At 72.9% G+C, this 18,927-nt stretch carries 18 protein-coding genes; 12 read left to right on the top strand and 6 right to left on the bottom strand.

The window, feature by feature from the left end; translation table 11 throughout:
- Positions 1–100 precede the first annotated feature (100 nt).
- The gene (locus tag ACI1MP_RS17140; RefSeq protein WP_404868965.1) at positions 101–1,228 is read left to right on the top strand and encodes a hypothetical protein; all 1,128 of its coding nucleotides are present in this window, start codon (positions 101–103) and stop codon (positions 1,226–1,228) included.
- 162 nt (positions 1,229–1,390) lie between these two features.
- Here ACI1MP_RS17140 and ACI1MP_RS17135 read toward each other — a convergent pair whose 3' ends face one another.
- Positions 1,391–2,662 carry an ABC transporter substrate-binding protein gene (locus tag ACI1MP_RS17135; RefSeq protein ID WP_100587524.1) on the bottom strand — a complete coding sequence of 424 codons (1,272 nt, stop codon included), beginning with the start codon at positions 2,660–2,662 and terminating at the stop codon, positions 1,391–1,393.
- A 281-nt stretch (positions 2,663–2,943) separates the two neighbouring features.
- Between ACI1MP_RS17135 and ACI1MP_RS17130 the strand changes: the two genes are divergently transcribed.
- The 7 genes from ACI1MP_RS17130 (at position 2,944) to ACI1MP_RS17100 (ending at position 9,832) form a co-directional block, all read left to right on the top strand.
- Positions 2,944–3,387, top strand: a complete 444-nt coding sequence (locus tag ACI1MP_RS17130) for a hypothetical protein (RefSeq protein WP_229847606.1) — start codon at positions 2,944–2,946, stop codon at positions 3,385–3,387.
- Between the two features lie 113 nt (positions 3,388–3,500).
- Positions 3,501–4,364 (top strand): formyltetrahydrofolate deformylase, encoded by an 864-nt coding sequence (gene purU, locus ACI1MP_RS17125; protein WP_380338178.1) that lies wholly within the window; start codon positions 3,501–3,503, stop codon positions 4,362–4,364.
- Between the two features lie 364 nt (positions 4,365–4,728).
- Positions 4,729–5,181, top strand: coding sequence for an ATP-binding protein (locus ACI1MP_RS17120; RefSeq protein WP_043915651.1), 453 nt, complete (start codon positions 4,729–4,731; stop codon positions 5,179–5,181).
- Between the two features lie 380 nt (positions 5,182–5,561).
- On the top strand, positions 5,562–6,830 hold the full coding sequence (locus ACI1MP_RS17115) for an MFS transporter (RefSeq protein WP_380338174.1): 1,269 nt from the start codon (positions 5,562–5,564) through the stop codon (positions 6,828–6,830).
- 75 nt (positions 6,831–6,905) lie between these two features.
- Positions 6,906–8,225, top strand: coding sequence for an MFS transporter (locus tag ACI1MP_RS17110; RefSeq protein ID WP_404868964.1), 1,320 nt, complete (start codon positions 6,906–6,908; stop codon positions 8,223–8,225).
- Between the two features lie 262 nt (positions 8,226–8,487).
- Complete coding sequence (locus ACI1MP_RS17105; RefSeq protein ID WP_157815651.1) at positions 8,488–8,817, top strand: DUF4229 domain-containing protein; 330 nt, start codon at positions 8,488–8,490, stop codon at positions 8,815–8,817.
- A 4-nt stretch (positions 8,818–8,821) separates the two neighbouring features.
- Positions 8,822–9,832, top strand: a complete 1,011-nt coding sequence (locus ACI1MP_RS17100; RefSeq protein ID WP_380338169.1) for a LacI family DNA-binding transcriptional regulator — start codon at positions 8,822–8,824, stop codon at positions 9,830–9,832.
- 6 nt (positions 9,833–9,838) lie between these two features.
- Here the strand turns inward: ACI1MP_RS17100 and ACI1MP_RS17095 are convergent, their stop codons facing one another.
- Both ACI1MP_RS17095 and ACI1MP_RS17090 read right to left on the bottom strand, forming a co-directional pair.
- Positions 9,839–10,273: a GNAT family N-acetyltransferase gene (locus ACI1MP_RS17095; RefSeq protein ID WP_043915656.1), complete on the bottom strand. Its 435-nt coding sequence runs from the start codon at positions 10,271–10,273 to the stop codon at positions 9,839–9,841.
- A gap of 43 nt (positions 10,274–10,316) precedes the next feature.
- Positions 10,317–11,507, bottom strand: a complete 1,191-nt coding sequence (locus ACI1MP_RS17090) for an MFS transporter (protein ID WP_404868963.1) — start codon at positions 11,505–11,507, stop codon at positions 10,317–10,319.
- A 436-nt stretch (positions 11,508–11,943) separates the two neighbouring features.
- On the opposite strand from ACI1MP_RS17090, the gene ACI1MP_RS17085 reads away from it, so the two are divergent.
- Together ACI1MP_RS17085 and ACI1MP_RS17080 are read left to right on the top strand one after the other, a co-directional pair.
- Positions 11,944–13,260, top strand: a complete 1,317-nt coding sequence (locus ACI1MP_RS17085; RefSeq protein WP_043915658.1) for a dicarboxylate/amino acid:cation symporter — start codon at positions 11,944–11,946, stop codon at positions 13,258–13,260.
- 121 nt (positions 13,261–13,381) lie between these two features.
- The gene (locus ACI1MP_RS17080; RefSeq protein WP_404868962.1) at positions 13,382–13,942 is read left to right on the top strand and encodes a Uma2 family endonuclease; all 561 of its coding nucleotides are present in this window, start codon (positions 13,382–13,384) and stop codon (positions 13,940–13,942) included.
- A gap of 13 nt (positions 13,943–13,955) precedes the next feature.
- Here ACI1MP_RS17080 and ACI1MP_RS17075 read toward each other — a convergent pair whose 3' ends face one another.
- The 3 genes from ACI1MP_RS17075 to ACI1MP_RS17065 all read right to left on the bottom strand — a co-directional run bounded on the left by ACI1MP_RS17075 (position 13,956) and on the right by ACI1MP_RS17065 (position 15,962).
- Positions 13,956–14,507, bottom strand: a complete 552-nt coding sequence (locus ACI1MP_RS17075; RefSeq protein WP_404868961.1) for a DUF1707 domain-containing protein — start codon at positions 14,505–14,507, stop codon at positions 13,956–13,958.
- A complete protein-coding gene (locus tag ACI1MP_RS17070) occupies positions 14,504–15,535 on the bottom strand; it encodes a bile acid:sodium symporter family protein (RefSeq protein WP_404868960.1) in 1,032 nt (343 codons plus the stop codon). The genes ACI1MP_RS17075 and ACI1MP_RS17070 overlap by 4 nt, the downstream gene beginning before the upstream one ends.
- 223 nt (positions 15,536–15,758) lie before the next feature.
- Positions 15,759–15,962 carry a cold-shock protein gene (locus ACI1MP_RS17065; protein ID WP_043915662.1) on the bottom strand — a complete coding sequence of 68 codons (204 nt, stop codon included), beginning with the start codon at positions 15,960–15,962 and terminating at the stop codon, positions 15,759–15,761.
- Positions 15,963–16,338: 376 nt separating this feature from the next.
- Between ACI1MP_RS17065 and ACI1MP_RS17060 the strand changes: the two genes are divergently transcribed.
- Both ACI1MP_RS17060 and ACI1MP_RS17055 read left to right on the top strand, forming a co-directional pair.
- Positions 16,339–17,238, top strand: coding sequence for a menaquinone biosynthetic enzyme MqnA/MqnD family protein (locus tag ACI1MP_RS17060; protein ID WP_404868959.1), 900 nt, complete (start codon positions 16,339–16,341; stop codon positions 17,236–17,238).
- A gap of 102 nt (positions 17,239–17,340) precedes the next feature.
- Positions 17,341–18,927, top strand: a complete 1,587-nt coding sequence (locus tag ACI1MP_RS17055) for a serine/threonine-protein kinase (RefSeq protein WP_404868958.1) — start codon at positions 17,341–17,343, stop codon at positions 18,925–18,927.

Here is an 18,927-nt window from a genome sequence, read left to right as displayed (position 1 = left end):
CGGTAGCGTGGCCTCGCAGTTGTGGTCCGTCGTCAGCAACCCCGACGGGGCAACCGAAAGGCCCGGGATCCCGGTGCCGTGCACAGGTGAGGTAATCGCGTTGAGCCAGCGCCGCTCGTATCCGAACTCCGGCGACTTCAATCTGGACGACCTGTTCCGGCCGGAGCCCGCCACGGACGGTCAGGGCACCCCGGTGCAGGCCGCGCAGCCCCCGTACGCCCAGCCGCAGCCGCAGCCCCCCGTTCCGCAGCAGCAGTCCGCCCCGCCGCTGGGGCAGAGCGGCAGCCCCGAGTACTGGGGCGCGGCGCCGGCGGCTCCGGTTCCGCAGGAGGACGCCGGAGCCACCCAGTACCTGCCGCCCTACCCGGCCGGCGACCCGTCCGTGGCCGCCGCGCCGACGCAGCTCGGATTCCCGCAACAGGGCTACGCCGCACAGACGTTCGGCGGACAGCAGCAGTATCCGGCGCCCGCCCCCGCGCAGCAGCCGAGCTACGGCGGTGCGTACGGCGCGGTCCCGCCCCAGCAGCAGCAGTACCCGGGCCCGAGCGCGCCGGAGCCCGGGTACGGCGGCCCCGCGGGCGGCGGCGACCGCCGCAAGCCCAACACCAAGGTGCTGATCGGCGCGGGCGTGGCCGGTGTCGCGGTGATCGCGGTGGTGATCGGCGTGCTCGCCGGTGGCGGTGGCGACGACAAGGCCAAGGACCAGTCCAAGGCCAAGACCACGACCAGCCAGCAGCCGTCCGCACCGGCCGGCGGCGGGGACGGCGCGGTCAGCCCCGCGATGAAGGCGCAGGCGCAGGCGATGTCCGACCTGCTCGGCACCGCGAGTGCGAGCCGCAGCTCGGTCGTCAACGCCGTCACCGCCGTCGGCAAGTGCCAGACCCTGCCGGACGCGCAGGCCGCGCTGACCGCGGCGGCCTCGCAGCGGCAGGACCTGCTGAAGAAGCTCGGCGACCTGAAGGTCGATCAGCTCGCCGACGGCGCCAAGCTGGTGGAGCAGCTGCAGAAGGCCTGGCAGGCGTCCTCCACCGCCGACTCCGAATACGCCCTGTGGGCCGGGGACATGGTCGCGGGGTGCGACGCGGGCAAGGCGAAGGACAACGACCACTACCGCAACGGCAACACCGCGAGCGGCTCCGCCACGACGGCGAAGGAGCAGGCCGCGGGGCTGTGGGGCGCGATCGCGTCGAAGACGGGGCTCCCGAACAAGGGCGCGAGCGAGCTGTAGCGGGGCGCGCGGGGAATCGGGCGACAGGCGCCAGGCCCGTCCGTGAGGTCGCGATCAGGTGCAGGTCGTCGTCCTGCGCCGCGGTCCCACGGACGGGCCTGGCGCTTCGCGCCGTTCCGCCCCCTCGCTTCGCCGGGGGGACCCCCAGCGCCCCCCGGGTGTCTACCCCGCGAGGATCGTGCGGACGTCTGTGAAGCCCTGGTGTTGTTCCGTCAGGCGGCCGTTGCGGACCTGCTGGAAGGTGACGGAAGTGTTCACCAGGCGGGGGGAGTCGGCGGTGGGGAGCATGTTGGTGACGCCCCAGCCGAGGGGCGGCGTGGTGCCGGCGGTGTCGATGGGGTCGCCGCTGTCGAGGACGGTCTGCAGGGCCTTCGCGGTGAGCGGGCGGGACGGGTCGACGCGGCCGGCGGCCTGGCGCAGCACGGTGTAGGCGACCCAGGTGGTCTGGACGCCGGGGTCGGAGACGTCGATGGTGGTGCCGTTGCCGTAGGTGCGGACGGTGGCGCGCAGGTTGTCCCAGACGGGGGAGCTCTCGGCGGGGAACCAGCCGGTGGCGTACGCCCCGCGCAGCGGGCCGTTGTCGCCGCCGGTGGAGTCGACCACGGACTGCTGGAAGGAGCCGATGACCGAGGCGAGTTGGGTGTTCCTGGGGTTGGCGCGGCGGTAGGGGTCGAGCAGGTTGCCGGTGGGTTCGGCGCCGAGGGCGGAGAGCACGCAGTTGCCGGGGCGGTCGTCGCCGATGGCCCGTCGGGTGTAGGGGGAGTAGTCGTTGGACTTCTCGGGGGCCTTGATGTCGGTGACCTTGATGCCGGTCTGCTTGACGGCGGTGTTGAGGTAGCTGACCAGGGCGTCGCCGGCCCGGCTGTCGGGGCGGATCAGGGCGATCTGCTTGCAGCCGGCTTCGATCAGCTGGCGTCCGCTGCCCGCGACGAGGGCGGGGGTGCCGCCGTTGACGGGGTAGGAGAGCGGGCTGCTGAACTCGGGCGTGGAGAGGCCGTAGCCGCCGATGAACGGGATGCCGGCCGCTTCCAGGACGGGGATGAAGTTGCTGCCGTACTGGCTGGCGGAGCCGACCACGGCGACGGCGTGGGCGTTGACGGCCTGGTCGGCGCAGGCGGTGGCGCCGTCGGTGGTGTCGTGCTCGTTGCAGGTGAGGATGTGGACCTTGCGGCCGCCCAGGCCGTCGTGCGCGTTCAGGTCGCGGCCGATGGCTTCGGCGAGGGCGGTCATGCCCGGCCGGTCGGCGGCGCCGGTGCCGGCGGGGGCGAAGGTCATCACGGTGACGTCGCGGGCGGTGGAGTCGGCGGCGGCCGGGCCGCCGCAGGCGGTGGCGGAGAGCAGGGCGGGCAGCACCAGGCCGGCGGCGAGGGCGGCGGTGGTGGTGCGACGGCCGCTGACGGCGGGTGACGGGTGGGGGGTTCCGGTCCGCGTCATGGTGCGCTGTTCCTCCCTGGACACTGCGGGGACTGACCCGTGCTCCGTTGCGCAGGTTCGGCGGGTCAAGGGTGGTCGCGGCCGCACACGGTGAGAGGGACGCGATGTGAACGGACCGCCAACGGGGAAGGAACTCCGGGCGCGTGGATGTGATGACGCGTGTGGAAAGGGGTCGGTGGAGGAACGTACGATCGACTCCCGTGTCCGACAGCGTGGATTCTCCGTACCGTTCTGCCCGAAACTCTTCTCGTCCGGGCGGCCGCTCCAGCACGATGGGCGTCATGCCCCTGACTGACCTGCCCTGGTGGCGCTGGCGCGCCCGGATCCGTTCGGCGTTGCACATGCTTTCCGACCCCGGCTTCCAGCGGACGGCCTGGTTGGACGGGCACGGGCAGGGCGGCTACGGGGATCTCTCCGACGCGGTGTACCGGCTGGTCGAGGACAGCTGGCTGGACCGCTGGTCGGCGGAGAAGTACGTGGGCTCGGTGTTCCGGGACTCCGCGGAGGCGGTCGCGGTGGACGCCGCGGTGCTGCGGGTGCTGCGGATCGTGCACCAGGTCGGCGAGGACGCCCCGGCGGCCGTCTACCTCGGGCACCAGGAGTGGCCGGAGGCGGTGCAGGCGGCGCGCGAGGCGCACCACCGGCTGGCCGCCAACGACGGCACCGATCCGGACCTGCCGCCGTCCACGCTGGCCGAGTTGCGGCAACTGACCGCGCACGGCTGAGCGCCGGGGCGGACGCGTGGTCTCGGGTGGCGGGCGGTGACCGCGCGGCCGGGGGATTTGTGCCAGGCTGGGCGGTCCGTCCGCACCAGAGCCGAGAAACGGGACCCCGAGACATGGCCGAGACTGCCCACTCCCAGTACGTTCTGACGCTGTCCTGCCCGGACAAGCAGGGCATCGTGCACGCGGTCTCCAGCTACCTGTTCATGACCGGCTGCAACATCATCGACAGCCAGCAGTACGGCGACGCCGGCACCGGGCTGTTCTTCATGCGGGTGCACTTCTCGGCCGAGGAGCCGGTGTCGGCGGAGAAGCTGCGGGCGTCGTTCGCCGCGGTCGGCGCCTCGTTCCGGATGGACTGGCAGATCCACGAGGCCGCGGAGCGGATGCGGGTGCTGCTGATGGTCTCCAAGTTCGGGCACTGCCTGAACGACCTGCTGTTCCGGACCCGGATCGGGGCGCTGCCGGTGGAGATCGTCGGAGTGGTCTCCAACCACCCGGACTTCCGGGAGCTGACCGAGTCCTACGGCGTCCCGTTCCACCACCTGCCGGTCGCCAAGGACACCAGGACGCAGGCCGAGCAGCAGCTGCTGGAGCTGGTCGACCGGGAGCGGGTCGAGCTGGTGGTGCTGGCCCGCTACATGCAGGTGCTGTCGGACGCGCTGTGCAAGGAGCTGTCCGGCCGGGTGATCAACATCCACCACTCGTTCCTGCCGAGCTTCAAGGGCGCCCGGCCGTACCACCAGGCGCACGCCCGGGGGGTGAAGTTGATCGGCGCGACCGCGCACTACGTCACCGCCGACCTGGACGAGGGCCCGATCATCGAGCAGGAGGTCGCCCGGGTCACCCACGACGTGACGCCGGAGCAGCTGGTGGCGCTCGGCCGGGACGTCGAGTGCCAGGCGCTGGCCCGTGCGGTGAAGTGGCACAGCGAGCGGCGGGTGCTGCTGAACGGCACCCGGACCGTGGTGTTCGCCTGACGGGCGGTCGGCGGGTGTCCGGCGGCGCTGTTCGAGGGCCGCTGGACATATGTAGGAAGGGTGGTTCCGCTCGTGGCGGCCCGGTGGTGACGGGGCGTGGGGAGTACGGTCGGGAGTACCCGCGGCAGCGGTGCCGCCGACCGGTCGTGCGAACCCCGGCAGGGTGAGCGGGACAGTATGCACCGAGACATCCCCCGAACGCTGGAATATGCCCGAAGCTCTTGCTGCGACCTGGTCCCGGAATCATTCTGGGGCGTATTCGTGTCGATGCCATGGGCAGTGCGGATCGGCGGCCTCCCCGAGGCGCGGCCGACCGGACCGGCGGGATCAAGCGGGCCGAATACCGAGTGCGGGTGGTGGAACGGTGCAGGTACTTCAGGTACAGCTGGCGGTCCAGGCGGATCCGGCCGAGGTCTCACGGGCCCGGCGCTGGGTGCGGGCCCGACTGCAGGCGGGCGGGCTCGATCCGGACTCGGCGGTCGCCGAGACGCTGGTCCTGGTGGTCTCCGAGTTGGTCACCAACGCGGTGGTGCACACCGGCTGTCCGGCGGTGCTGCGGCTGCTGATGCCGGCCGGCCCGGACGCCCCGCCGGGGCTCCGGGTGGAGGTCGCGGACGCCAGTTGCGCCGCCCCCGCCCCGCGGCACGCCGGGGCCGACGCGGAGGCCACCAACGGGCGCGGCCTGGAGCTGGTGGAGCTGCTGTGCGAGCGCTGGGGCTGGTACCCGGACGGCTCCGGCAAGCGGGTGTGGTGCGAGATCGGCCCGGCCGTGGCGGTGTGCGAACGGGCGGCGCAGCCGGTCGCCTCGGCGCGCTGAACGCGGGTCGGCAGGTCCGGGCGTGCCACGTGTGCGCTGTTCGCGCTCCGGGTGATCCATCTGAATTTCCGACAACCCATTGACGTGACGTATCCGACTGATCACTCTTGGGTGCGGCGTTTCGTTGCGAGGGGACGCCGAGGGAGTCCGGGCGGTGCCGACACTCAGGGGGTCGTTGGCCGCTCCGCCCGGAACCTCGGCGAGATCGGAACGCCGGGCGTCACGGCTTCAGGGCCCGGACGCCGACCCGGACGGCGGCCCGCCGTGCCGTGCTCGGGGCGCGCACGGCGGGCCGCCGTCCGATCAGTTGCCGGTCGGACGCCGCATCGTGACCCAAAATCACTGGAAACCAGTGGTGGTCTGGACCAAAACTGTCGAACGTGACCGCACCAGAACTCCACACCGCCCCCACCCCGCGCGTCAGCATCCCCGCCGGTCCCGCCATCTGGTCGGGCAACTTCCGGCTCTACTTCACCGCCCGCTCGGCCGGCCTGCTGAGCGACGCGATGCTCCCCGTGGCCGTCACCACCGGACTGCTCACCTCCGGGCACTCGGCCTCCACCGTCGGCTACGCGATGGCTTTCCTGCTCGCCCCGTTCGCCGGCCTGGTGCTGGTCGGCGGCGTCCTCGCGGACCGGTTCACCGCCCGCCGGCTGATGATCTTCGCCGACCTGCTCAACCTCACCACCCGGGTCCTGCTCGCGGTGCTGTTCTTCCGCGGCATCGACCAGCTCTGGCAGCTGTACCTGCTGCTCGCGCTGGCCGGCACCGCCGCCGCCATGTTCCAGCCCGGCGCCGCCTCCACCGTCCCGCTGGTGGCCCGCGACGTGCAGGGCGCCAACGGCATCCTGCGGATATCCGAGGCGCTCACCACCCTGGCCGGGCCGCCGCTGGCCGGCCTGCTGGCCGCCGCTTCCACCGGCTGGGTGATGGTCATCGCCGGCGTGATGTACGCGATCAGCGCCAGCACGCTGCTGGCGCTGCGGCTGGGCCCGGTCCCCGCGCCGCCGCCCGGCGACAGCCTGTGGAAGAACCTGGTCGAGGGCTGGCACGAGTTCCGCGCCCGCAGCTGGATGTGGGGCGTCATCGTGATCTGGATGATCTTCACGGTGCTCTCCTGGGGCCCGCTCACCCCGCTGCTGGGCTCGCTGGTGGTGCCCGCCCACGGCGCCACCGTGTTCGGCGTCCTGAACGGCATGTTCGGTGCCGGCACCGTGATCGGCGGCCTGATCGCGATCCGCCTCAAGCCCGTCCGCCCGCTCGCCGCCGGCGCGTTCGCCGTCCTGGTCTTTCCCCTCCAGCAGTTCGCGCTCGCCTTCGACCTGCCCTGGCCGGTCCTCGGCGCGGCCATGCTGGTCTCCGGAATCGGCATCAGCTTCTGGGGCGTCATGTGGGCCACCAGCGTGCAGACCCAGGTCCCCGGCGAGGTCCTCAACCGCATCCACGCGTACGAAGTGGCCGGATCCGTCTGCATGTTCCCGCTCGGCTCCGCGCTGGCCGGCCCCGCCATGGAGGCCTTCGGCGCCCAGCACGTCCTGGTGGTCGGCGGCATCGTCACCGTGCTGACCGCCGCCGCCCTGCTGCTCAGCCCGCCCATCCGCGGCCTGCGCCGGGTCCCCGACGCCGGACCGGTCGCCGGCGGGCACTGAAGTCGTCCGGATCTTGCGGGCGGATGGCAGCAAATCCCGTCGTGCCGGCGGGGCCGGGAACCGCAGACTCGGCGGGTGAACGAACTCACCACCACGCCCGTCGCCGACCCGGCCCCGCCCCGCCCCGCCCCGCGCCTGCACTACGGCTGGATCGTCGCCGCCGTCTCGCTGGTCGTCCTGGTCGGCTCCGCCGGCTTCCGCTCCGCGCCCGGCCTGATGATGGACGCCCTGCACAACGAGTTCGGCTGGTCGCACGCCACCATCTCCAGCGCCGTCTCCGTCAACCTCACCCTCTACGGCCTCACCGCCCCGTTCGCCGCCGCCCTGATGGACCGCTTCGGCGTCCGCCTGGTGGTGGTCTGCGCGCTGCTCACCATCTCCGTCGGCGCCGGGCTCACCGTCCTGATGACCGCCCCCTGGCAGCTGATCCTCTGCTGGGGCGTCCTGGTCGGACTCGGCAGCGGCTCGATGGCCGGCGCGTTCGCCACCACCATCTCCGGACGCTGGTTCCAGGCCCGGCAGGGACTGGTCACCGGCGTGCTCACCGCCGCCGGCGCCGCCGGGAACCTGATCTTCATGCCGCTGCTCGCCGCCCTGGTGGAGAACCACGGCTGGCGCACCGCGGTGGTGGTGATCTCGCTCGCCGCCACCGCCGTCGCCGTCCCCGTGCTGATCCTGATGCGCGAACGCCCCGCCGACCTCGGCCTGCTGCCGTACGGGGCCACCGAGGCGCCCGCGCCACCGGTGGTCGACGGCTCGGCGATCGCCCGCTCGCTGCGGGTGCTGCGCGACGCCGCCCGCAGCCGGGCGTTCTGGCTGCTCGCCGCGTCCTTCGCGATCTGCGGCGCGACCACCGCCGGTCTGGTCGGCACCCACTTCATCCCCGCCGCCCACGACCACGGCATGCCCGTCACCACCGGGGCCTCGTTGCTCGCCCTGATCGGGATCTTCGACGTGGTCGGCACGATCGCCAGCGGGTGGTTCACCGACCGGTTCGACTCCACCCGGCTGCTCATCGCCTACTACGGTCTGCGCGGGCTCTCGTTGGCGATGCTGCCCTCGCTGTTCGGGGAGAGCCTGCGGCCGCCGATCCTCGCCTTCGTGATCTTCTACGGCCTGGACTGGGTCGCGACCGTGCCGCCGACCGTCGCACTGTGCCGACGGCACTTCGGGGCGGACGCGCCGATCGTCTTCGGGTGGGTGCTGGCCGCCCACCAGGTGGGCGCGGCGATCGTGGCGGGGTTGGCGGGAGTGGCCCGGGACAGCTTCGGGAACTACGACGCGACCTGGTACGCGGCGGGGGCGTTGTGCGTGGTGGCGGTGGGGTGCTGTGTCGCGCTGGCGGCGGCGGGCACGCATCCAGGGGCTCGGGGAACGGCGAGGCCGAGTTGCTGACGGTCGAGGACAGCGGTTGGCTGCGGCGGGTCTCAAGGCGGGGAGCAGAAACGGCGGAACGCAAAGTGCCCTGCTGATCCACCGCAGACTCGGCCTCGCCGTTCTCCCCCAGCCCTGGCGGGCTGGGAGGTGACCCCACGAGCTCCTGAGTGCGCACCCTCCGAGCCCCTGAGGCCCGGACAGTGTGAGGTCGTGCTTCACTGGGAGGGCCATTACCCCCTCGTGCCCTGTGGCGCGACCCGGCAGTGAAGGACGATCCCCGGTGAGCAGCAAGATCAACGCGACGCTCCGCTACACCTCGCTGCGGGCGAGCATCTTCCTGGCCTGCCTGCTGGTCGCGCTGCTGCTGGCCCATTTCGGGGTGATCCCGGTGGTCGGTGACCTGGGGCTGATCCTGGTGTTCGCGCTGGCGATGGTGGCGTCCGCGGCGATCAGCTACGTGGTGCTGAGCAAGCAGCGCGACGAGATGTCGGCGCAGATCGCGGACCGGATCGAGAACCGCAAGGTCCGTACCGCCGTTCGGGACGCCGCCGAGGACGAGGCGGACGACGCGGCCCGGGCCGCCGCCGCCCGGCAGGCGCAGGCCGGCTGACGGCGTGTCGGACTCCGGGTCCGGCGAGGGGGCGCGACGGCGGCCGACCGGGCGGGACGTGGCCCGGCTGGCGGGAGTGTCGCAGGCGACCGTCTCGCTGGTGTTCTCCGGCAGCGCCGGGCACCGGGTCTCGGACGCCACCCGGCAGCGGATCCACGACGCCGCCCGGGAGCTGGGCTACCGCCCGCAGGCGGCCGGCCGGCAGCTGCGGCTGGGCCGCAGCGGCATGGTGCTGCTGGCGGTGCCGAACCTGCTCGGCCCGTTCTTCGGCCGGGTGCTGACGGGCGTGCACGAGGAGGCGGCCCGGCACGGTCTCTCGGTGGTGGTCTCCAGCGGCTGGGACGCGGCGACGCTCGCCGAAGCCGCTGCCGCGGGCCGTTTCGACGGTCTGCTGATCTGCTCCCCGGACGACAAGCAGCTCGGCGGCCTGCCCGCCGACACCGCGGCGGTGTTCCTGGACGCCGATCCGGCGGCCAACCCCGGCCGGCCCACCGTCGAGCTGGACCTGACCGCGGGCATGCGGGCCGCCGTCGACCACCTGGCGGAGCTCGGTCACCGGCGGATCGGCTACCTGCGCTCGGTGCACTCCGCGTACACCTTCCGGGTCCGGCAGGCGGCGTTCGCGGCGGCGTCGGCGGAGCTGGTCGTGCAGGAGCGGGCGGTCAGCCTGAACGAGGGCAACCGGGAGGCGGCGCGGGTGGCCCGGGAGCTGCTGGCCGGGCCGGACCGGCCGCGTGCGGTGGTGTGCGACGACGACGTGGTGGCGTCCGGGCTGTACCAGGCGGCGGACGAGTCGGGGCTGCGGATTCCCGGCGACCTGTCGGTGGTCGGCATGGACAACATCCCGGTGGCGGAGCTGCTCAGCCCGCCGCTGACCACCGTCGACCTGCCCGGCGAGCAGCTCGGCCGCACCGGCCTGGCCACCCTGGTGGCCCTGCTGGGCGGTGAACTGCCGCCGCCGACCGCCCCGTTGGCGACCTCGCTGGTGGTGCGGCGGTCCACCGCGCCGGCCTGAGCGCGGCTACTGCTCGCCGAGCACCATCCACTTCTCCGGCAGCGCGAGCGGGTTGAACCCGACCTTGGCGTACACCTCGTGCGCGTCCCGGGTGGCCAGCAGCAGGCGGCGCAGCCCCAGTTCGGCCAGGTGGTCGCGGACGGCGGCGGTCAGTGCGGTGCCCAGGCCCCGGCCGCGGGCCGGCGGGGCGATGTACACGTCGCACAGCCAGGCGAACGTGGCGTGGTCGGTGACCACCCGGGCGTAGCCCACCTGGAGGCCGGAAGTCTGCTCGTACAGGCCGAAGTTGAGGGAGTGGTCGATCGCCCGGTCCTGCTTCTCGCGGGGCCGGCCGAGTGCCCAGTAGGCGTCCTCGGAGAGCCAGCGGTGCACCGACTCCCGGTCGAGGAGCGCCGGATCGGTGGAGACCGTGTAGCCCGCGGGCAGCTGGATGCTCGTCATGCGGCGCATCCAAGCAGGCCGCGGGCCGTCCCGGCGAGCGGTTTCAGGCGGCCAGCACGACCCGGGCGGGGCGCAGCCGGGAGCGGGTGGCGAGCAGCAGCAGGCCGCCGAGGGCGATGCCGGCGACGGAGCACAGCGCGACGGCCTGCAGCGAGGTGTCGACCAGCAGGCCGGAGGTCGCGGAGCCGGCCGCGTTGCCGGTGGCGAACAGGGTGACCAGCCAGGCGAAGGCCTCGGTGACGGTGCCGGCCGGGGCGAGTTCGGCGACCAGCACGAACGCGGCGGCCAGCAGCGGGGCCAGGCCCAGGCCGGAGACGAAGGCGAGCGCGGCCATCGGCAGCGGGCCGGGCAGGAGCAGCAGCGGCAGCGAGCCGGCCGCCATGACGACGGCGAGCACCCAGGTGCGGGTGGCGGTGTCGGCCCTCCAGGAGGCCGCGCCGTAGGCGAGCGCGCCGAGCAGGCCGGCCAGGGCGGCCAGCGCCAGCAGGGTGCCGCCGCCGCCGGGCAGGTCGCCCGGGTGGCGTTCGGCGTAGGCGATGAACAGCACGGCCTGTGCGCCGACCGTCCAGCCCGCGCCGCTCAGGCCGACCAGCAGCAGGACCAGTCCGGGGGAGCGCAGCGGACCGAGCAGTCCGGCGGACTCGGCGCGCGGCGGGGCCTGCCACTGGCGGGCGGGGGCGGTGGTGGCGACCACCAGCGAGCCGATCAGGCCGAGCGCGGCGGCTGTCCACAGGGCTGTGGACGGCGAGAACGCGGCGGCGATGCCGGCGACGGCGAGCGGCCCGGCGACGTACAGCACCTGCTGGGAGGCGGAGTCGAAGGCGTAGGCGGTGTCGAGCTGCTCCTCCTCGACCACGTCCGGCCACAGCGAGCGCAGGCAGGGTTCCAGCGGCGGCATGCACAGGCCGGCGATCGCCGCGCCGAGCGGGGCGGCGACGGGGGAGCCCGGGGCGAGCGCGAGCAGCGCGTAGCCGCCGCCGGCCAGGGTGGCGGAGGCGAGCAGGACGCGGGGCTGGCCGGTGAGGTCGACGATCCGGCCGAGGACGGGGCCGCCGATCGCGGCGGCGATCGCGTACGCGGCGGTGGCCAGGCCGATCCGGCTGTACGGGGTGCCGGCCTCGCGCAGGGCGAGGGCGATCACCAGCGCGGTCATGCCGGCGGGCAGTCGTCCGATCAGGGTGCCGACCAGCAGCCGGGTGACGTGCGGGGCGCGGAGCAGCGCGGCGTAGCCCATGGGCGTCCTTCCGGGGGGTCTCGACAAGGCTCAAGTTATACGTATAACCGGACGGGCGTCAAAGCCGACCTCAAAGCGGCCCTGTGTGGGCCGTTCGAGCTGATGCTCCGTCAGATAAGGGTCGTTCGAGAACGACCTCAAACAAGTACTTTGAAGATCTCAAAGGTTTACTGCTAATCTACCGACCATGACCACCGCAGACGCCGCGCACCAGGCAGGGACGAGCACTCCGCTCATGTCCCGCTGCCCGCGTCTGCCCGGTGCCCTGGACGGCCCGTGCCGCTGTCGCTCCGGCGGCTGTATGCGGGCGACACGCCGCTCCTGACGCCCTGACAGCTCCGCTGTCGGCCCCCGGGTCTCCCCACCCGGCCCCGCGTCCGGCGTGCCGCCGCCTCCGCACCCACCCCACCCCTGCCTCTCCCGGAGTCGCACACCCATGTCCACCGCGCCCGAAACCGCGCCCACGCTGCTGGGACGCATCCGACGCACCCCGTTCTGGGTCCAGATCGTCGGCGGCCTCGTCCTCGGCCTGCTGCTCGGCTGGATCGCCCGGTCCGGCGACGTGTCCTGGCTGAAGACCACCCTCGACACCGTCGGCAAGACCTTCGTCCAGCTGCTCAAGCTGGCCGTCCCGCCGCTGGTCTTCACCGCGATCATCGTCTCGGTCGCCAACCTGCGGAACGTCACCAACGCCGCCCGGCTGGCCGCCCGCACGCTGTTCTGGTTCCTCGCCACCTCGCTGATCGCGGTCGCCGTCGGCCTCGGCCTCGGCCTGCTCACCGACCCCGGCAAGGGCGCGAACATCTCCACCGCCGGCGTGAAGGGCGTGGAGAAGGGCGGCAGCTGGATCGACTTCCTGACCGGCATCATTCCGACCAACATCGCCGACGCCTTCCTGAAGGTGAACGTCCTCCAGATCGTCTTCCTCGGCGTGGTCGTCGGCGCGGCCATCCTGAAGCTCGGCGACAAGGCCGCCCCGGTCCGCAAGCTCTCCGAGAGCGTGCTCGAACTCGTCCAGACCGCCCTGTGGTGGGTCATCCGGCTCGCCCCGCTCGGCACCATCGGCCTGATCGGCAAGGCCGTCGCGCTGTACGGCTGGGACCTGCTCAAGCCCTTCACCACCCTGACCATCGACGTGTACGTCGGCTGCGCGATCGTCATGTTCGGCGTCTACTCGCTGCTGCTGCGCTTCGTCGGCGGCCTCAACCCGCTGAACTTCTTCAAGGGCGCCTGGCCCGCGATCCAGCTGGCCTTCGTCTCCCGCTCCTCGGTCGGCACCCTGCCGGTCACCCGCCGCGTCACCGAGCGCCTCGGCGTCCCGTCCGAGTACGCGTCGTTCGCCGCCCCGTTCGGCGCGACCACCAAGATGGACGGCTGCGCCGCGATCTACCCGTCGCTCGCCGCGATCTTCGTCGCCCAGGTGTACGGCATCGACCTCGGCATCAAGGACTACCTGCTGATCGCCTTCGTCTCGGTGATCGGCTCCGCGGCCACCGCCGGCCTCACCGGCGCGATCGTGATGCTGACCCTGACCCTCTCCACCCTGGGCCTCCCGCTGGAGGGCGTCGGCCTGCTGCTGGCCATCGACCCGATCCTCGACATGATGCGCACCGCCACCAACGTGGCCGGTCAGGTCGTCGTCCCGATCCTGGTCTCGGCCCGCGAGAAGACCCTCGACCTCGCCGCCTACAACCGTCCGACCGGTGACCTGCTCGCCGAGGACCGCCCGGCCGCCGTGCCGGCTGCCGCCTGACGGTCGCTCACGTCGATGGCCCGCACCCCTTCCGGGGTGCGGGCCATCGCTCGTTGGAGTGAGACTGCTTGGGGCGCGCTGGGCCGGTCAGTAGCGTGGGGCCGACGCAAGGAGGGGGGCGATGAGTGCTCTGCCCGGCGAACTGTCGTACGACTCCGTCGATCCGGAACAGGCCCTGAAGTACGCGATCCAGCACCACGCCGGTGAACGCGTCCAGATCATCGACGGGGTCATTGAGCCGCTGGTGCCGAGGTGGGGGCACGAGACATTGGTGGACGGGGTCCGCGAACAGCTACGGGACAAGGCCCGCGAGTTGAGCCGCATCATGGGCTCCGGCGATCTGGATCTTCCCGGGTCGAGCAATTGGTACATTCCGGACATTGCGATCGTGCCCCGCTCGCTGTCCAAGGACGGCGACACACTTCTCCCGGACCAGACCCTGCTGGTGGTCGAGGTGACGTCCGACTCCAACGGCGACACCGACCGGGCGGTGAAGCCGCGCCGGTACGCCGAATACGGGGCCCCGCTCTACCTGCTGATCGACCGCCGGGACCGGGCCTGCACACTGTTCGCGGAGCCGGGGCCGCTCGGGTACACCCGGGTGGTCGGGCCGCTGCCGTTCGGGGAGCCGATCGAACTGCCGGAGCCGTTCGGAGTACGGCTCGACACCTCGGAGTTCTGAAGCCGCCCGCCGGTCAGCGCCGGCGGGCGTGGCGGATGCGGACGCGGCCGAAGCCCGAGGTGCCGGTGATGCGGATGTGCAGGCCGCCGGGGGTGGCGTGGCGCGGGGGGCGGTAGCGGACCGCCTTCCAGCCGCCCTGGACGCCGTCCACGTCGACGGTGGCGTTGTGCGGGACGGTGATGGTGGCGCGGCCGAAGCCCAGGCCGAGTTCGATGTCGACCACCGGGTGCTCGATCACCGCGTGCGACAGGTCGAGCCGGATCTTGCCGAACGCGGAGGCGACCTTCAGGGTGCGGGGTACCCGCCAGGCGCCGCGGCGGACGATCCGCCCGCCGCCGGCGGCGAGGGTGGCGGTGTCGGCGTCGCCGCGCGGGTCGGCGGGCAGATCCGCGGTGACCAGGTCGAGTTCGGCGCGGGTGGTGGCGGTGAGCGCCTGCTGCAGGCGCTGCTCCATCTCCTCGTGGGTGATCCGCTCCTCGGCGTAGGCCTGCTGGAGGCGTTCGGCGGCGGCGTCGCGTTCGGCCGCGCCGACCCGGGTCTGCGGGGTGTCCGGCAGTGAAGTCACCCGTGCAGCGTAGCTGTTGACGAGTCGTCAGGGGCCTGGCGGGCCCAGCGCCGGGCGAGCACCGTGCAGACCATCAGCTGGATCTGGTGGAACAGCATCAGTGGCAGCACCGTCAGCCCGACCGCGCCGGCCGGGAACAGGATGGTGGCCAGCGGCAGGCCGTTGGCCAGGGACTTCTTGGAACCGCAGAACTGGATGGTGATCCGGTCCGGGCGGGCGAAGCCGAGCCGGCGGGAGGCGACGTGGGTGAAGCCGAGGACGGCGGCCAGCAGCGCCGTCGACAGCGCCACCAGCGCCAGCAGTTGGCCCGTCGTGACCCGGCCCCAGCTGCCCTCGCGGACGCCCTCGCCGAACGCGCTGTAGACGATCAGCAGGATCGAGCCGCGGTCCACCAGCTGCGTCACCAGCCGGTGCCGGGCGATCCACGGCCCGACCCGGCGGCGCAGCAGCTGCCCGGCGACGAACGGCACCAGCAGCTGCAGCACCACGTCCAGCACCTGGCCGCCGTCGACGGCGACCCCGGAGGCGCCGGAGAGCAGCCAGGCGGCGAGCAGCGGGGTCAGCACGATGCCCAGCAGGCTGGAGAAGGTCGCGGCGCAGATCGCGGCGGCGACGTTGCCGCCGGCGATCGAGGTGAACGCGATCGAGGACTGCACGGTGGACGGCAGCAGGGTGAGGAACAGCACGCCGGTGAACAGCTCCGGCGGCAGCACCGCGTCGGGCAGCAGCCGGGTGGCCTCGCCGAGCAGCGGGAACAGCACGAAGGTGCAGCCGAGGATCAGCAGGTGCAGCCGCCAGTGCCGGGCCCCGGCCAGCGCCTCCTGCGGGGAGAGCCGGGCGCCGTACAGGAAGAACAGCAGGCCGACGGCGAGGTGCACGCCGCCGGTGACGGCGCTCGCGGCGGCGCCCCGGGCGGGCAGTACGGTGGCCAGCAGAATGGTGCCGAGCAGGAGCAGGAGGTAGCCGTCGATGCCGATCCGGTGCAGCGTGCGGTCGAGGGCGCGGTGGGCGGATCGGACGCGGAGCATTCCTCGATGATCCCCCGGACGGACGGCGGCGCCGGGAGCGGGGTCGGACCCGGCCGAGGCGGGGGGTCGGCGCATTCCCGGAATTCCGTCCGGAATGCGGACGGAAATGGCGGGTCGGGAAATGCGCGGGAAAAGGCAGGGGGCCCGCCGATCGGCGGGCCCCCTTGGAACTGCTACTCATACGGACCCGAGGGGCCGTGAGCGATCAGAGAAGTGAGAGATGTCAGATAGCGACGACGTTCTCGGCCTGCGGGCCCTTCGGGCCCTGGGTGACGTCGAAGCTGACCGCCTGGTTCTCCTCCAGCGAGCGGAAGCCGGTCGCGTTGATGGCGGAGTAGTGGACGAAGACGTCGGGGCCGCCGCCCTCCTGGGCGATGAAGCCGAAGCCCTTCTCGGCGTTGAACCACTTGACGGTTCCGGTCGCCATACCGTTCTCCTTGCAAGGGACGTAGTGGACACCACACCTTGTGGCGCCCGGGTCCGCTGCGCTGATCGCCCTGCCTCCGGACGAGTCCGGAGTTTTTCGCACAGTGCTCAATCAATGCTCAATTGATGCCTGATACTGCTGAAAAATTACAAAAAGCCTGCGGTTACACGCTCCGCAGGCTCCAAGTACTGCAAGGGGAATCAAACTGCAACTGGTGTGAACGGTAGCACGCGGTGGCGGCCCCGACCAGGGGCCGACGGAGGTGTCGGAGAGCGTGTCGGAGGGCCCCCGAACGGTGTGTCGGGCACCGGGTGCGGACCCCTCGGAGCAGCAGGCATACCCTGCCGGGAGAGCACCAACGGCAAGGGAGTACACGGTGAGCAGTCGGGCAGCCGAACAGCCGGCGGCGGCGGTCAGGCCGCGGGTCGGACACATTCAGTTCCTCAACTGTCTTCCCCTCTACTGGGGGCTGGCGCGCACGGGGAACCTGCTCGATCTCGACCTCACCAAGGACACCCCGGAGAAGCTGAGCGACCGGCTGGTGGCCGGCGACCTCGACATCGGCCCGATCACCTGTGTGGAGTACCTGCGCAACGCCGACCGGTTGATGGTCCTCCCCGACATCGCGGTGGGCAGCGACGGCCCGGTGATGTCCTGCGTGATCGTCAGCAAGCTCCCGCTGGCCGAACTGGACGGCCGCCGGGTCGCGCTCGGCTCGACCAGCCGCACCTCCGTCCGGCTGGCCCGGCTGCTGCTGGAGGAGCGCGAAGGGGTACGCCCCGAGTACTTCAGCTGCCCGCCCGACCTGGACGCGATGCTCGCCGAGGCCGACGCCGCCGTGCTGATCGGCGACCCCGCGCTGCGCGCCTCGCTGGAGCAGGCCCCCCGGCAGGGGCTGGCCGTGCACGACCTCGGCGCGATGTGGAAGGAGTGGACCGGCCTGCCCTTCGTCTTCGCGGTCTGGGCCGCCCGCCGCGAGTACGTCGAGCAGCACCCGGAGCTGACCGCCGCCGTGCACCGGGCGTTCCTGGAGTCCCGCGACCTCTCGCTGGCCGAGGCCGCCATGGTGGCCGAACAGGCCGCCCGCTGGGAGGCGTTCGACGCGCCGCTGCTGGAGCGGTACTTCAGCGAGGCGCTGGACTTCTCGCTGGGCGGGCGCCAGCTGGCGGGCCTGGCCGAGTTCGCCCGCCGGGTCGCGCACGACAGCGGCTTCGCACCGGACGTGACGATCCGGCTGCTGGAACCGGTCGCGGCGGAACCGGTCGCGGCGGTCTGAGGACGGCCGTGTCGGACCGGTGACCGCCCTGGGATGATCGGACCGGTCCAGAAGGGCCCGTCGCCGCCGAGGAGCGACGGCCCGCGCCGGAGGGGAACGGTCATGGAGCGGCTGACGGCTGACGACCCGTCGACGATCGGCGGGCACCGGCTGCTGCGGCGGCTCGGGGCCGGCGGCATGGGGCGGGTGTACCTGGGGCGGACGGCGGGCGGGCGGACCGTCGCGGTCAAGGTGGTCCGCCCCGAGCTCGCCGACGACCCGGAGTTCCGGGCCCGGTTCCGCCAGGAGGTGTCCGCCGCCCGCCGGGTCGGCGGCCGGTGGACCGCGCCCGTCCTGGACGCCGACACCGAGGGCCCCCGCCCCTGGGTCGCCACCGGCTACATCGCCGGCCCCTCGCTCGGCGCCGCCGTGCACACCGGCGGCCCGCTGCCGGTGCCTTCCGTGCACGCACTCGGCGCCTGGCTGGCCGAAGCCCTGGAACAGGTGCACGCGCTGGGCCTGGTGCACCGGGACGTCAAACCGTCCAACGTGCTGCTCACCCTGGACGGCCCCCGGCTGATCGACTTCGGGGTGGCCCGGGCGCTGGACGCCGCCGCCTCGGTCACCCACACCGGGTACGTGGTCGGCTCGCCCGGGTTCATGTCGCCCGAGCAGGCCGCCGGTTCGCCGGTCGGACCGGCCGGCGACGTCTTCTCGTTGGGCGCCCTGCTGGCCTTCGCCGCCACCGGCGCCGCCCCGTTCGGCGAGGGCGTCAGCGCCGCCGTCCTGCTCTACCGGGTGCTCCACGAGGAGCCGGAACTGCGCGTCCTGGACGGCGAGTTGCGCGAGGCGGTGGCGGCCTGCCTGGCCAAGGACCCGGCCCACCGGCCCACCCCCGCCGAACTGCGGGCCCGGCTCGCCCCCGGCGCCGCCGCCGTCGGCCCCGAGACCTGGCTGCCCGGCCCGCTGGCCGCCGCCGTCGGCCGCGCCGCCGTCGAACTGCTCGACCTGGAGGCCGACAGCGCGCCCGGCCCCGCGATGCCCGCCGTCGCGGACCGGGTGCCCACCGCACTGGACGGGGGGCCGGCCGACGCGGTGACCGCAGGTCGGGGACGCGGACGGCGGCGCCGGGCGTGGACCGCGGCGGCGGCCGGGGCGGTGCTGCTGGGCGCGCTGTACGGCGCACTGGCCGCGACCGGGACGCTGCCCTGGCAGCCCGAACCGGGCGCCACGCACCCTGCCGCCCAGGACCCGGCCGTCGGCGGCCCGCCCGCGAGTCCGTCCGGGAGCCCGTCGGCGAGTCCGTCCGGGAGCCGGTCGGGGAGTCCGGCTGCGACGGGCGAGGGTAAGGCGCTCCCCGGCGGGTTCCTCGGCACCTGGAAGGGCACCATCACCACCAAGGTGGTCCCGCTCCCGTCCACCTTCACGGCCACCTTCACCGCCGGGAAGGTCGGCGAGGACGTCGGACGGACCAGCAACGCCTCGTCGTTCAGCAGCACCGTCTGCCGCGGCGTGCTCACCCTGGTGTCGGTCGACGCCAGGGCGATCACCCTCCGGGAACGGCTGGACGGCCCGCAGTCCGGCTGCGGCCTGGAGTCGGAGACGCAGACGTACACCCTGCTGGACGGCGGCGGCCTGCACGTCTCGGTCACCGGGGCACAGCTCGGCACCGACCCGGAAGGGGACCTGGCGAAGCAGCAGCAGGGCTGA

Source organism: Kitasatospora griseola (assembly GCF_044999035.1).
GTDB classification, from domain to species: domain Bacteria; phylum Actinomycetota; class Actinomycetes; order Streptomycetales; family Streptomycetaceae; genus Kitasatospora; species Kitasatospora griseola.
The sequence above is the reverse complement of the archived record's forward strand: the minus strand, read 5'-3'. Positions and strand labels throughout refer to the sequence as shown.

Excerpts from the sequence above, each read along its gene's own strand:
- ACI1MP_RS17135 (WP_100587524.1), bottom strand. The coding sequence starts at position 2,662 with ATGACGCGGACCGGAACCCCCCACCCGTCACCCGCCGTCAGCGGCCGT.
- ACI1MP_RS17130 (WP_229847606.1), top strand. The coding sequence starts at position 2,944 with ATGCCCCTGACTGACCTGCCCTGGTGGCGCTGGCGCGCCCGGATCCGT.
- purU (WP_380338178.1), top strand. The coding sequence starts at position 3,501 with ATGGCCGAGACTGCCCACTCCCAGTACGTTCTGACGCTGTCCTGCCCG.
- ACI1MP_RS17095 (WP_043915656.1), bottom strand. The coding sequence starts at position 10,273 with ATGACGAGCATCCAGCTGCCCGCGGGCTACACGGTCTCCACCGATCCG.
- ACI1MP_RS17090 (WP_404868963.1), bottom strand. The coding sequence starts at position 11,507 with ATGGGCTACGCCGCGCTGCTCCGCGCCCCGCACGTCACCCGGCTGCTG.
- ACI1MP_RS17085 (WP_043915658.1), top strand. The coding sequence starts at position 11,944 with ATGTCCACCGCGCCCGAAACCGCGCCCACGCTGCTGGGACGCATCCGA.
- ACI1MP_RS17080 (WP_404868962.1), top strand. The coding sequence starts at position 13,382 with ATGAGTGCTCTGCCCGGCGAACTGTCGTACGACTCCGTCGATCCGGAA.
- ACI1MP_RS17070 (WP_404868960.1), bottom strand. The coding sequence starts at position 15,535 with ATGCTCCGCGTCCGATCCGCCCACCGCGCCCTCGACCGCACGCTGCAC.
- ACI1MP_RS17065 (WP_043915662.1), bottom strand. The coding sequence starts at position 15,962 with ATGGCGACCGGAACCGTCAAGTGGTTCAACGCCGAGAAGGGCTTCGGC.
- ACI1MP_RS17055 (WP_404868958.1), top strand. The coding sequence starts at position 17,341 with ATGGAGCGGCTGACGGCTGACGACCCGTCGACGATCGGCGGGCACCGG.